The following is a 13,654-nucleotide window of genomic DNA, read 5'->3' as shown; positions in this document are numbered from 1 at the left end:
TTATTTTTGCCAGGCATCGCGCAAGGTCACGGTACGATTGAATACCGGCTTGCCTGGCTGGCTATCCTTGCTGTCCGCGACGAAGTAGCCATGGCGCTCGAACTGGAAGCGGTCTTCCGGCCGGGCCTCCTTCAATGCCGGCTCCAGTTGCGCGCTGATGGTTTTCACCGAGTCCGGGTTGATGTCGTCCAGGTAGTCGCGGTCGGAGCCGTCTTCATGTTTGCCTTGGCCCGGATGGGCCTCCTTGAACAAGCGGTCGTACATGCGCACTTCGGCGGCGTAGGCATGCGCTGCCGATACCCAGTGGATGTTGCCCTTGACCTTGACGGAGTCTGCGCCTGGCGTGCCGGACTTGGTATCAGGCAGGTATTCGCAATGCACGACAGTGACGTTGCCAGCGGCATCCTTCTCGCAGCTTGTGCACTTGACGACATAGCCGTAGCGCAGGCGCACCATGTTGCCCGGGAACAGGCGGAAATAGCCTTTGACCGGCTCTTCCATGAAGTCTTCGCGCTCTATCCACAATTCGCGCGAAAGCGGCACCACCCGGTGGCCGAGTTCTGGTTTTTGCGGATGGTTGGGGGCATGGCAATCCTCTGACTGGTCTTCCGGATAGTTGTCAATCACGAGCTTGATGGGGTCGAGCACGGCAATGCGGCGTTCCGCCGACGCATTGAGCACTTCCCGCATGCAGTCTTCGAGGATGGTGTACTCGATCCAGGAGTCTGCCTTGGAAACGCCGATGCGCTCCGTAAACAGGCGGAAGCCTTCAGGCGCATAGCCGCGGCGGCGGGCGCCGACCAGGGTGGGCAGGCGGGGATCGTCCCAGCCGCTGACGAATTGCTTCTCCACCAGTTCGATCAGTTTGCGCTTGGAAAGCACGACATAGGTGAGGTTAAGGCGGGCAAATTCATACTGCTTGGGCAACGGGTGCGCGAGCAGGCCGCCTTCTGCCAGTTTTTCCAGCACCCAGTCGTAGAAGGGGCGTTGATCCTCGAATTCCAGCGTACAGATGGAATGGGTTACGCCCTCGTAGGCATCTTCCAGCGGATGGGCAAAGGTGTACATCGGGTAGATGCACCATTTGTCGCCAGTGTTGTGGTGATGCGCGCGCTTGATGCGGTAAATCGCCGGGTCGCGCAGGTTGATGTTGGGCGATGCCATGTCGATCTTGGCGCGCAGCACCATGCTGCCGTCTGCATGTTTGCCGTCGCGCATTTCTCGGAACAAGGCCAGGTTTTCCGCCACGGGGCGGTCACGCCATGGGGAGTTCTTGCCGGGCTCGGTCAGGGTGCCGCGATTGATGCGCATTTCCTCGGCGGATTGCTGGTCGACATAGGCGTTGCCCGATTCGATCAGGTATTCCGCAGCGCGGTACATGAAATCGAAGTAGTTGCTGGCATAGTACAGATGCGATTCGCCAAAGGCATCCCAGCCGAAGCCCAGCCATTTCACCGAGTCGGTGATGCTGTCGACGTATTCCTGCTCTTCCTTCTCCGGGTTGGTGTCGTCGAAACGCATATGGCATACGCCGCCGAAGTCGCGCGCCAGGCCGAAGTTGAGGCAGATGCTCTTGGCATGGCCTATATGCAGGTAACCGTTGGGCTCAGGCGGAAAGCGGGTACGGATTTTCGCCGGATCGGGCTCGCCGGCGGCTTGATGCGCGGCATCGCCGGGCGCGCGCGCCCATCGGCGGCTGGCATAGGTGCCTTGTTCAAGGTCGCGCTCGACAATATTGCGGATAAAGTTGGAAGCTGGAACAACAGGGTTTTTTTCAGACATGGTGGCAGTACGCTATTGATTTACGCCTATTTTACACCGTGTCATGTCCCAACGGACCGTCCTACGTGATGGCTGTGCCCAGAATATTCATTCGAGCACGATGGCTTGCGATATACTGCCTCAGCAATGAATAACTTGGTATTTCCCATATTGAGGTTGCTGGCAGACGGACGTTTTCACTCCGGTGAGGACATCGCCCGCCAGTTTTCCGTAACCCGCGCCTCGGTCTGGAATGCAATCCAGGCCGCGGAGGCATTGGGGGTCGAGATTTTTTCCGTGCGCGGGCGAGGGTATCGCCTGCCGGAACCGCTCCATTTGCTGAATGAACAGGCCGTACTGATGGCGTTGGGCAATCAGCAACAGCGTTTCAAACTGGCATTGTTCGACTCGATCGAATCCACGAACAGCTATCTGATGCAGCAGGCAGCCCTTGGCGCGCCCCATGGCACGGTGGCGGCAGCCTTGTTGCAGACCAAGGGGCGAGGCCGTCGCGGGCGGAGTTGGCAATCTGCTTTTGGGGCCAGCCTGACGTTTTCATTGCTATGGCGCTTCCAGATGGGGGCTTCCGCGTTATCCGGCTTGAGCTTGGCGGCGGGGCTGGCATTGGTGCGCACCCTGCATCAATATGGTTTGCGCAGTGCGCAATTGAAATGGCCTAACGATATCCTGGTTCGGGAGCGCAAGCTGGCCGGAATATTGATCGAGTTGCACGGGGATATGGACGGGCCGAGCGCGGCAGTGATCGGCATAGGCCTCAATCTCAGGCTACCCGCTGCCACGCGCGGGCAGATCGATCAACCGGTGACGGACATGGCGAGCCACCTGCCTGTCGAGATCAACCCGAACGACATACTGGGGCAGTTGTTGAGCCATTTGGCGCAGGTGCTGGATGAATTCGAGCAATCAGGCTTTGCCGCCATGCGCGAGGAGTGGCAATCCCATCACGCTTTCCAGGGCGAGACCGTCAAGTTACTGTTCCCGGACGGACGCGAACAATATAGCAATGTGGAGGGCATCGCCGATGATGGCGTATTGCTGGTGCGGAACGAGCATGGCATCCAGCGCTTTTCTTCCGGCGAGATCAGCGTGCGGGGAATGAACTAAATGAGTTATTTGCTGGCCATTGATGCGGGAAATACGCGCACCAAGTGGGCGGTGCTGCAATACGCAAGCGGGGAGATTTTGCAGCATGGCGTACTCAATGGCGATGACATGCCTGCTGCATGGCAACAGTGTGACCGGGTTGCTGTGGCCAATGTAGCCGGGCCGGATCGATACACTCTGCTTGATCAGCAACTCAAGCCGCTTGGCGTGCCTGTGCGTTGGCATGCCAGCACAATGCAGGCATGCGGCTTGAGCAATGGCTATGCGGTACCGGAGCAACTGGGCGTGGACCGTTGGGCGGCCATGATAGCGGCCTGGCAATATTATCAGCGCAGTTGTCTGGTAGTGAATGCAGGAACTGCTTTGACGGTTGATATGATTGAGAAAACTTCGCCCGGGCAGGCGCGTTTTATCGGTGGCATCATCATGCCTGGGATGCGGTTGATGCAGGCCAGCATCGCCAATGCGGCAGCCAATATCGGAGAGGGGCTGGGCGTATTCCAGGATTTTCCCTTGAACACGCAGGATGCGGTCTACAGTGGCAGCCTTTACGCTTCAGCCGGGGCAGTCGATAACTTGCTGCAAGTGCTCAGCGAGTATTGCGGGCATGTGGTGCCTTGCATGCTGAGCGGTGGCGACGCGGTTATTTTGCTGCCATTATTGCAAAGGCACGTGTTGGCAAGGGAATACAATCTAGAGGAAAACCTGGTGTTGCAGGGGTTGTGGTACATGGAAAGAGAATTGCCATGAAGTGGATAGTGGGCGGTTTGCTTGTATTGAATCTTGGCCTATGGATAGCCGTTGGCTGGTTTCATCCGCAACCCGCATCCAAGACGCATGTCCATGAGCCGCTGTCTGCCGACAAGATCAAGCTGCTGACGCAGGACGAGGTGGACGCATTGCCCAAGGCGGACGAGCCCGGCGACGCCAGGCAGGGCGAGGCGTATGCTTGTTACGAGTGGGGCAGTTTCTCCACGGAAGGGCTGCAACGCGCGCAAGTCATCCTCAGCCAGCACTCGTTGGTTGCAACGGTGCAGCAGAAAACCATGCAGGAGGCATTGCGCTATTGGGTATATATCCCGCCGTTGCCTTCGTTGCAGGCAGCGCAAAGCAAAGTGGGAGAGCTGAAAGCGCTCGGCGTGGACGTGAGCTTCATCATCCAGGAAGCGCCCTGGCGCAATGCAATTTCGCTCGGGGTCTTCAAGGATGAACGTTTAGCGAATAAACTACTCGAACAATTGCAGCGCCAAGGGGTTAGATCAGCGCAAAAAGGGGTGCGCAATCAGGAAAAGGGGCGTGTCAGTTTGCTTATCAATGATATGTCAGCCGAGATGGCGGGCGAGTTGAACAAACAAGGTGCAAACTTCCCTGGTAGTGAACTTAAACAGGTTATTTGCCAATAGGAGTCTGTATGGGAATTTTCAAGGATATCGTCAAGAAAGTTGCACTGGCCGCCGCAGTCATCGCAGGGAAGCGGATATTGAGCAAGGTGGTCACCGATGTGATCGACGGAGATAAAACCGCGACGGAACCGGTAGCGCCAACCCCGGCAGGCAAGCCCACGACATCCAGCAGGAGAAAGCCGGTAGCCAGCCGGGCCAAGCCTACAAGTGCAAAAACCGGACAGTCCAAGCCCAGAACTGACGCCAAGCCGAAAGCTGCCAAAATAGACGCCGCCAAACCAAGAGCCCGCAAACCACGCACAAGTTCAGCTGGGAAAACCAAGCCTGCACAGGCGGCCAAGGCCGAAATTGTGGGGAATGAAACTGCCAGCCAACCTGAAGCCGCAGAGAGTCCAAAAGCCGCAGAGTAGAATCGTCTGCTTGTGATTTTCCTGGTTTCTAGGGCAGGGATTTCCCCGCCTTTCTTTGTATGAATACTCGCGTTAGTCAGAGCTGGCTGCTTGATGCGGATTGCCAGGAGATACCGGATAGTTCTGGCATGACAGGGTGGCTAATATAAATTTCCGCCTGGTTTCGATTGCCCACTATCTTTCTTTGTGGGTGCTGGAGTGGGAGCGCCGGCAGGTGCCAGGTAAGACGTGATGAGCTCATCCACTTTCTGCTGGATTTCATCGGCAGAAAGTGGTGTTGTGGCTTCGGCGACTTAACTGGCGTATCGATGATTGGCATGAAGAGATTGTCCTTGTCCGGAGACCCGCGTAGCTGCAGTTTCTTATTGTTGTCTATCAATTGCTGCCATTTGGTAGCATCCCAGACTGGCTTGGTGCTTTCCTGATAGCGGTCACCTGTGCTCCAGTCATATCTGTAATACGTTCATAGCGGTTGAACCCGGATTCACGAGCCAATACCGGATGGCTGGCAGCGAGTTTCCCTGTCTTATCCAGCTTCACCTTGAGGTTTTGCTGCTCATGCGTCCAGCCGATAGGCGTAATGGTGTGGCGGTTGTTGCCGATCAATGCATTATAATCGCTGCGCACGGTGTATTCGCGACGTGGGAATGGGCGCCAGCCATTCTCATCATTCCAGCTCGAGAAATTGTCTAGATGCTGCCAACGCGAAATGTCGGAATAACGCGGGCTGTCATCAACCTGATATACCGTCTGTCGCCAGTGGCCTTGCTGTTGTTCCATCGGGACTTTGGTGCGTTGCCAGGTGTTGTTGCCACGATATACCAATTGATCATTAGGCTCATATCGCCAATCCTGGCGCCAATGCTTGGTGACATGAGGGCCTTGAGTTTTGCCGTCCTTATCCTTGAACGACATGACCAGCAAATGCTGCAATACGATATCGCGACCATTGTCTTCTACTACGTACACTTTTTCTGTTCCCCAGCTGCGGTAGGGACGAATCCCGTGGTTTCAACAAAGTCGAAACTCACGCGATATTCACCGGCCATGGCGAGAATGGCACGGCGGTCGCGTTCGAACTGGCTTACAGGCGCTTGCAAGGCGTGCCATTCTGCAGTGGGTTCCGTGACGAGTTGAACTGTCGTGCCGCGTGTCGGCCCGCCTCTGGGGGATAGCATTGTCGGCGATGACGGGAAAAGCTGAGCATAGCAAAGCAATAAACTGGCAAGAACAAATGATTTTTATTCTTAATTTTGGCATTTTAAATTGACTGAAGAATGATCAACTTCTATTGCCGGACTGAGGCGGTTTGATGGCTCATAAACAAAAAAACGGCGCTTAGGGGCACCGTTTTTGATGATGTTTATTAAACGTAATCAGCGTTTCTTAGGAGGCAGCATGTCAGTGATCGTGCCTTCCTTGAGTTCTGCCGCGAAGCAGATGGTCTCGGACAAGGTCGGGTGGGCGTGGATGGTGAGGCCCAGGTCGTGCGCATCGGCTCCCATCTCGATTGCAAGCACGGCTTCCGCCAGCAGTTCGCCGGCATTGGTGCCGACGATGCCGGCACCGATCACGCGGTGGGTTTTCTTGTCGAAGATCAGCTTGGTGGCGCCTTCGGAGCGAGCAATGGATAACGCCCGGCCGCTTGCCGCCCATGGGAAGGAGGCTTTCTCGATCTCCAGACCCTTGGCCTTGGCTTCGGTTTCAGTGACGCCTACCCAGGCCACTTCGGGATCGGTATAGGCAACGGAAGGAATCGCCATGGCCTGGAACTCGACCTTGTGGCCGGCAATGACTTCAGCCGCCACTTTGGCTTCGTGGGTCGCCTTGTGCGCCAGCATGGGTTGGCCGACGATGTCGCCGATCGCGAAGATATGCGGTACGTTGGTGCGCATCTGCTTGTCGACGGCGATGAAGCCGCGATCGTCCACTGCAACGCCTGCGTTTTCGGCGCCGATGTTCTTGCCGTTCGGGCGGCGGCCGATGGAGACCAGCACGCGGTCGTAGACTTGGCTTTCCTTGGGTGCGTTCTCGCCTTCGAAGCTGACGTGGATGCCGTCTTTCTTGGCTTCGATCTTGGCTACCTTGGTGGAGAGCATGATGCTCTCGAAGCGTTTTTCCATGCGCTTCTGCAATGGGCGGATTAGGTCGCGGTCGGCACCCGGGATGAGGCCGTCCATGAACTCGACCACGCTGACCTTGCTGCCCAGCGCGTCGTATACCGTGCCCATTTCCAGGCCGATGATGCCGCCGCCGATCACCAGCAGGCGTTTCGGTACGTCTGCCAACGCCAGCGCGCCGGTGGAGTCCATGATGCGTTCGTCTTCAGGCGCGCCGGGGAATTTGGTGGCTTGTGAGCCGGCGGCGATGATCGCGTTCTGGAAGCCGACAGTGGTGACCTTGCCATCGGCCGCGGTCACGGCGATCTGGTTGGGACTGGTGAACTGGCCTACGCCCTGCACCACGGTCACGCCGCGCTGCTTGGCCATTTGTGCGAGGCCGCCGGTGAGCTTGGCGACGACGTCGTTGGCTTTCCAGTTGCGCAGTTCTTCCAGGTTGATCTTGGGCTTGCCGAAGCTGACGCCGTGATGGCTGGTTTCCTCGGCCTCGGTGATGACCTTGGCAGTGTGCAGCAACGCCTTGGACGGGATGCAGCCCACATTGAGGCAGACGCCGCCCAGCGTGGAGTAGCGCTCGATCAGCACGACCTGCTTGCCGAGGTCGGCAGCGCGGAAGGCGGCCGTATAGCCGCCAGGGCCGGAGCCGAGCACCACGACTTCGGTATTGATGTCGGAGTCGCCGGTGGCGGTTGCCGGAGCAGGCGCCGGCGCGGCAGGCGTTGCCGCGGGCGCCGGTTTGGATTGTTCCTGGGCTGCTGGTGCCGGGCTGGCGGCAGCGCCTGCCTGTTCCGCACCGGCTTCTTCCACCAGCAGGATCAGTGCGCCCTTGGCGACCTTGTCGCCCACCTTGACCTTGACTTCCTTCACCACGCCGGCGTGGGAGGAGGGAATGTCCATGGAGGCCTTGTCGGATTCCAGGGTGATCAGCGCGTCTTCCTTGGCGATGGTGTCGCCGGCCTTTACCAGTACTTCAATGACGTCCACGCTATCGAAGTTGCCGATATCGGGAACCAATACTTCAGTAATCTTGCTCATGTTTATCCCTCAATCCTTACAGCAACAAACGACGTACATCGGACAACACCATGCGCAAATGGCTGGTGAAACGGGCGCCATCGGCACCGTCGATCACGCGGTGGTCATAAGACAGGGACAAAGGCAGGATCAGGCGCGGCTCGAATTCCTTGTTCTTGCCGTTGAATACCGGTTGGATGCTGGAGCGCGATACGCCCAGGATCGCCACTTCGGGGCAGTTGATGATGGGCGTGAAGGCCGTGCCGCCGATACCGCCCAGGCTGGAAATGGTGAAGCAGCCGCCCTGCATTTCCTCGACCTTGAGCTTGCGCTCGCGTGCCTTGGCGGAAAGCTCGCCCAGCTCGGCAGCGATTTCGAGCACGTCCTTGCGGTTGACGTCTCGGATCACAGGCACAACCAGTCCGTCCGGCGTGTCGCAGGCGAAGCCGACGTTGTAGTACTGCTTGAGGATCAGGTTCTCGCCATCGGCGGACAGCGACGCATTGAAGTTAGGGTAGGCGCGCAACGCGTTGACCGAGGCCTTGATCAGGAAGGCTAGCATAGTGAGCTTGACGCCGCGTTTTTCCGCTTCGGATTGCATGGATTTGCGGAAATCCTCGAGGTCGGTGATGTCGGCCTCGTCGAATTGCGTGACGTGCGGCGCGGTGACCCAGTTGCGGTGCAGGTTGGCGCCCGAGAGCTTCTTGATGCGCGACAACGGCTTGGTTTCGGTCTCGCCATATTGCGAGAAGTCGATGACGGGGGCCGGAATGACGGCAAGGCCGCCGGCTCCGGTGGCGATGCCGCCGCCGCGGGGCTTGCTCAGCTCGCCCTTGACGTAGGCCTGAACGTCGGATTGCGTGATGCGGTTCTTGGGGCCGCTGGCGGTGACCAATGCCAGGTTGACGCCCAGCTCGCGTGCGAATTTGCGCACTGACGGGCTGGCATGCGCAAGCTTGCCAGCAGCGGTTTCAACGCTGGCCGCAACCGGGTTTGGCGTGGTTTGCGGCTGTATGGTCTGGGGAGGCTCGGGCGCAGGGCGGGTGGCTTCGGGTACGGGCGCCGGGGTTGCCGGCGCAGCTGCGGCAGGTGCTGCTGGCTTGGCTTCCTCTTGCGGGGCCGCGGCGGGGGCGCTTGCGCTTTCTTCCACCGCTTCCAGCGTGAGGATGAGGGCGCCTTGGGCCACCTTGTCGCCTACCTTGATTTTGACTTCCTTCACGGTGCCGGCGAATGGCGCGGGAATGTCCATCGAGGCCTTGTCGGACTCCAGGGTGATCAGCGAGTCGTCCTTGGCAATGCTGTCGCCGGCTTTGACCAGGACTTCGATGACATCCACGCTGTCAAAGTTGCCGATGTCGGGAACGAGTACGTCTTTAATTGCCATGCTTGATGTTCCTTAAAATGTATCTTTTCAAGATATGCATTTACGCAAAACGCCCGCATGCGGTAAGCCGGGGCGTATGATTGCTGCGAACGGCCGCCAGGGGTGCCTGGCGGCCTGTTTGCCATGGGCTTACACCGTTGCCGGGTTTGGCCTGTTGGCGTCGAGCTTGTATTTCTTGATTGCTTCCGCGGCCTTGGCGGCAGGCAGTTTGCCTTCGTCCGCCAATGCCTTCAGGGCCGCGAGCACGACATGGTAGCGGTCGACCTCGAAGAAGCTGCGCAATGCCTCGCGCGAGTCGGAGCGGCCATAGCCGTCGGTGCCCAGTGCAACATAGCGCTGCGGGATGAAGTTGCGGATCTGATCGGCAAACGCCTTCATGTAGTCGGTGGAGGCGATCACCGGGCCTTCGGCTTTCTTCAACTGCTTGGCGACGTAGCTTTCCTTCTGCGGCTTTTCCGGATTGAGCAGGTTCCAGCGCTCGACGTCCAGGCCTTCGCGGCGCAGCTCGGTGAAGCTGGTGACGCTCCAGATGTCGGCGGATACGCCCCAATCCTTTTCCAGCAACTCGGCCGCGGCAATCACTTCGCGCAGGATCACGCCGCTGCCCAGCAATTGCACCTTGGGGCCTTTTGCCTTGGACTTGCTGAACTGGTAGATGCCCTTGAGGATGCCTTCCTCTGCGCCCTTCGGCAGTTCGGGGTGGGTGTAGTTCTCGTTCATCAGGGTGATGTAGTAATACACGTCTTCCTGGTTCTGCACCATGCGGCGCAGGCCTTCCTGAATGATGACCGCGAGTTCGTAGGCGAAGGTCGGGTCATAGGAGACGCAGTTCGGGATGGTGGCGGACATCAGGTGGCTGTGGCCATCCTCGTGTTGCAGGCCTTCGCCGTTCAGCGTGGTGCGGCCGGCGGTCGCGCCCAGCAGGAAACCGCGCGCGCGGCTGTCGCCTGCCGCCCATGCCAGGTCGCCGATGCGCTGGAAGCCGAACATGGAGTAGAAGATGTAGAACGGGATCATCTGCACGCCGGTGACGCTGTATGAGGTCGCGGCAGCCAGCCAGGAGGAGAACGAGCCGGCCTCGTTGATGCCTTCCTCGAGGATCTGGCCGTCCTTGGATTCCTTGTAGAACATCACCTGGTCGGCATCCTGCGGCTCGTAAAGCTGGCCGACGGAGGAGTATATGCCGAGCTGGCGGAACATGCCCTCCATGCCGAAGGTGCGGGCTTCGTCAGGCACGATGGGCACGACGTACTTGCCGATCTGCTTGTCGCGCACCAGTGTGGAGAGGATGCGCACGAAGGCCATGGTAGTGGAGATTTCGCGCTCGCCGGTGGAGCCCAGCATGTTCTCGAAAGCGGACAGGGCCGGCACGGTCAGTTCGTTGCCCTTGCGGCGGCGTGCAGGGATGAATCCGCCCATGGCTTCGCGGCGCGCCTGCAGGTATTGCATTTCCGGGCTGTCGTCGGCGGGACGGTAGAAGGAAAGTTTCTCCACCTGTTCGTCGGTCAGCGGCAGGTTGAAGCGGTCGCGGAATTTCTTCAGCGTCTCGATGCTCATGCTCTTCTGCTGGTGGGTGGTGTTCTGGCCTTCGCCCTCGTCGCCCATGCCGTAACCCTTGACGGTCTTGGCAAGCACCACGGTAGGCTGTCCCTTGTGGTTCACCGCGGCATGGTAGGCCGCATACACCTTGTGCGGGTCATGGCCGCCGCGGTTGAGGCGCCAGATGTCCTCGTCGGACATCGCCGCGACCATTTCCTTGAGTTCGGGATACTTGCCGAAGAAATGTTCGCGCGTATAGGCGCCGCCCTTGGCCTTGAAGTTCTGGTATTCGCCGTCCACGCATTCTTCCATGCGCTTCTTGAGCAGGCCGTCCTTGTCCATGGCGAGCAATGGGTCCCAGTAGGAGCCCCACAATACCTTGACCACGTTCCAGCCGGAGCCGCGGAACGCGGCCTCGAATTCCTGGATCACCTTGCCGTTGCCGCGCACCGGGCCGTCCAGGCGCTGCAGGTTACAGTTGATGACGAAGATCAGGTTGTCGAGTTTCTCACGGGCCGCGAGTGAAATTGCGCCCAGGGATTCCGGCTCGTCCATTTCGCCGTCGCCGCAGAACACCCACACCTTGCGGTCTGCAGTATCGGCAATGCCGCGGTTGTGCAGGTACTTGAGGAAACGCGCCTGGTAGATGCCGGCGATCGGGCCCAGGCCCATGGAGACGGTCGGGAACTGCCAGAAATCGGGCATCAGCCAGGGGTGCGGATATGAAGACAGGCCGTTGCCGTTGGATTCCATACGGAAATTGGACAGCTGTTCTTCCGTGATGCGGCCTTCGAGGAAGGCACGCGCGTATACGCCGGGAGAGGAGTGGCCCTGGAAATAGATCAGGTCGCCGCCGAAGTTCTCGTTGGCAGCGCGGAAGAAGTGGTTGAAGCCGGTGTCGTACAAGGTGGCGGCAGACTGGAAACTGGCAATGTGGCCGCCTACGCCCGGGGATTTCTCGTTGGCGCGCAGCACGGTCATGATGGCGTTCCAGCGGATCAGCGCGCGGATCTTGCGTTCCATGGCGGTGTCGCCGGGATGCTTGGGCTGCAGGTGCGCAGGAATGGTGTTTACGTATGCAGTGGTTGCGTTATACGGTAAATATGCACCTGAGCGGCGGGCTTTATCGATCAGCGTTTCCAGCAGGAAATGCGCTCGCTCGGTTCCCTCGTTCTCAAGTACCGATGAGATGGCTTCAAGCCATTCCTGGGTCTCTTGAGGGTCGATATCGGGGGTCAATGCCATGTAAGGTTCTCCGGGAAACTTTTAAGATACGCTTGGGTATAATCAGCCTGATGCAGCATCAAGCTTTAAATATTTGTTATGGCTTGAGGCCGTTGTGAAGACGCTATATTGGCTTTTTTGACTGTTTAGGTCAAGTTTTGTCGCTTGCCGCAGCGCATGAAAGTACGGGCCTAACCCGCTAAAAACAAGAGAAAACTTATGACTGTGCAACTCAAGCAACTTCCACATCCCGCAGACGAGAAATCACTGGCGACGGCAAGCCATATACTGTTTGTTCTGCCCAGGAGGAAGCCTGCCTCGCTACCGTTCGCCTCCGTGCTGGAGGCCAGGTTGCGCCGTGCGCGGAGCAAATATACCGACCTGGCGAAAAGCCATGTATCGGCCGACCTCCCAAACGGGGGTGTTGCAAGCTGGGTGGTGATGGATGAGCGGCAGAATGCTTTCCAGCGCCATACCTTACTGCGCAAGGCTGCCAAGATATTGCTGGATGACCAGCCGCAGTCGGCGACTATTGCGGTGTTTGGCGATGAAGCGTTGCGGGCGCTCGCCGCGCGCGAGGCGTATTACGTGGTGAGCGTGAACGCGGTGGAACTGCCTGTGCGTAAATCCAGGCATAAAGCGCATCCGCTCAAGCATATCGTGGTTCAGGGCTGGAAGCAGGCCGACGGCTATGCCGGAATCAACGCGCTGGTGGCCGGCAATACATTGGCGAGAAGCCTGACCCTGACGCCGCCGAATGAATTGACGCCGGCCGCATACCGGGAAAAGATCGCGGAACTGGCTAGGCAATATGGCTGGAAACGCCAAGAGTACGACCTCAAGAAACTGCGCAAGCTTGGTGCCGGAGCCTTTGTCGCGGTGGCGCAAGGCTCACCGGAAGTGGATGCCGCGATCGTGCACTTATCTTACCAGCCCAAGGATGCGCGTCAGCATGTGGCTGTGGTCGGCAAGGGTATCTGCTTCGATACCGGCGGACACAACCTCAAGCCGGCCAAATACATGCACGGCATGCATGAGGACATGAACGGCTCTGCCGTGGCGCTGGGCATCCTGCTCGCCGCGACCGAGGCCCACCTGCCGGTCAAGATAGACTGCTGGCTGGCATTGGCGCAGAACCATATCGGGCCGTGCGCCTACAAGCAGAATGATGTGGTGACTGCCCTCAACGGCACGACCATAGAAATCGTCCATACCGATGCGGAGGGACGCATGGTGCTGGCCGACACCTTGACCCTGGCCTCACGCGCCAAGCCAGGGCTCATGCTCGACTTCGCCACATTGACCGGCAGCATGCAGGTGGCATTGGGCGACCGTTATAGCGGCGTGATCGGCAATGACCATGATTGGCTGGACAAGGCCGTGCAAGCTGGAAATGCCGTTGGCGAGCGGGTATGCAGGCTGCCGTTCGACGAGGATTACGAGGAAGAACTGGAAAGCGGCATTGCCGACATCAAGCAATGCACCCTGGAGGGCGGCGCGGACCATGTGCTGGCCGCGCGCTTCCTAGCCAGGTTCATCGAGAACGATATCCCCTGGGTGCACACGGATTTGTCTTCATACCACCGCAAGGGCGGGCTTGGCGCCGTGGGCAGCGACGTGAACGGCTTCGGCGTCAGCCTCGGCTTGCAGTTGATACGCCAGGTGCTGGATTAA

11 protein-coding genes are annotated in these 13,654 nt (G+C 58.8%); 5 read left to right on the top strand and 6 right to left on the bottom strand.

The annotated features are described in order from the left end of the window. Positions 1–1,782, bottom strand: coding sequence for a glutamine--tRNA ligase/YqeY domain fusion protein (locus tag ACWXTG_RS07445; RefSeq protein WP_480219499.1), 1,782 nt, complete (start codon positions 1,780–1,782; stop codon positions 1–3). A 126-nt stretch (positions 1,783–1,908) separates the two neighbouring features. On the opposite strand from ACWXTG_RS07445, the gene birA reads away from it, so the two are divergent. The 4 genes from birA to ACWXTG_RS07425 are packed head-to-tail and all read left to right on the top strand — an operon-like array spanning position 1,909 to position 4,699. Then, positions 1,909–2,886 (top strand): bifunctional biotin--[acetyl-CoA-carboxylase] ligase/biotin operon repressor BirA, encoded by a 978-nt coding sequence (birA, locus tag ACWXTG_RS07440; RefSeq protein WP_407996808.1) that lies wholly within the window; start codon positions 1,909–1,911, stop codon positions 2,884–2,886. Beyond that, the gene (locus tag ACWXTG_RS07435; RefSeq protein ID WP_407996809.1) at positions 2,887–3,636 is read left to right on the top strand and encodes a type III pantothenate kinase; all 750 of its coding nucleotides are present in this window, start codon (positions 2,887–2,889) and stop codon (positions 3,634–3,636) included. It begins immediately after the preceding gene. Then, positions 3,633–4,289 carry an SPOR domain-containing protein gene (locus ACWXTG_RS07430; protein WP_407996810.1) on the top strand — a complete coding sequence of 219 codons (657 nt, stop codon included), beginning with the start codon at positions 3,633–3,635 and terminating at the stop codon, positions 4,287–4,289. The genes ACWXTG_RS07435 and ACWXTG_RS07430 overlap by 4 nt, the downstream gene beginning before the upstream one ends. A gap of 8 nt (positions 4,290–4,297) precedes the next feature. Beyond that, the gene (locus ACWXTG_RS07425; RefSeq protein ID WP_407996811.1) at positions 4,298–4,699 is read left to right on the top strand and encodes a hypothetical protein; all 402 of its coding nucleotides are present in this window, start codon (positions 4,298–4,300) and stop codon (positions 4,697–4,699) included. Between the two features lie 375 nt (positions 4,700–5,074). On the opposite strand, the gene ACWXTG_RS07420 is transcribed toward ACWXTG_RS07425, so the two are convergent. From ACWXTG_RS07420 to aceE, 5 genes are all read right to left on the bottom strand, one after another. Further along, complete coding sequence (locus tag ACWXTG_RS07420; protein ID WP_407996812.1) at positions 5,075–5,668, bottom strand: DUF6607 family protein; 594 nt, start codon at positions 5,666–5,668, stop codon at positions 5,075–5,077. Beyond that, complete coding sequence (locus ACWXTG_RS07415; RefSeq protein WP_407996813.1) at positions 5,659–5,877, bottom strand: hypothetical protein; 219 nt, start codon at positions 5,875–5,877, stop codon at positions 5,659–5,661. Before ACWXTG_RS07415 ends, ACWXTG_RS07420 begins: the two co-directional genes overlap by 10 nt. A gap of 198 nt (positions 5,878–6,075) precedes the next feature. Beyond that, the gene (gene lpdA, locus ACWXTG_RS07410; protein WP_407996814.1) at positions 6,076–7,854 is read right to left on the bottom strand and encodes a dihydrolipoyl dehydrogenase; all 1,779 of its coding nucleotides are present in this window, start codon (positions 7,852–7,854) and stop codon (positions 6,076–6,078) included. Positions 7,855–7,870: 16 nt separating this feature from the next. Next, positions 7,871–9,217 carry a dihydrolipoyllysine-residue acetyltransferase gene (gene aceF / locus ACWXTG_RS07405; RefSeq protein WP_309566699.1) on the bottom strand — a complete coding sequence of 449 codons (1,347 nt, stop codon included), beginning with the start codon at positions 9,215–9,217 and terminating at the stop codon, positions 7,871–7,873. A gap of 129 nt (positions 9,218–9,346) precedes the next feature. Further along, entirely contained in the window at positions 9,347–12,001 is a 2,655-nt protein-coding gene (gene aceE / locus ACWXTG_RS07400; RefSeq protein ID WP_309566697.1) for a pyruvate dehydrogenase (acetyl-transferring), homodimeric type, read from the bottom strand. Positions 12,002–12,199: 198 nt separating this feature from the next. Here aceE and ACWXTG_RS07395 point away from each other — a divergent pair, with 198 nt between their 5' ends. Further along, entirely contained in the window at positions 12,200–13,654 is a 1,455-nt protein-coding gene (locus tag ACWXTG_RS07395) for a M17 family metallopeptidase (protein WP_407996816.1), read from the top strand.

This window comes from Methylobacillus sp. DLP286, assembly GCF_056636515.1.
This window is presented reverse-complemented; position numbering and strand designations above follow the sequence as displayed.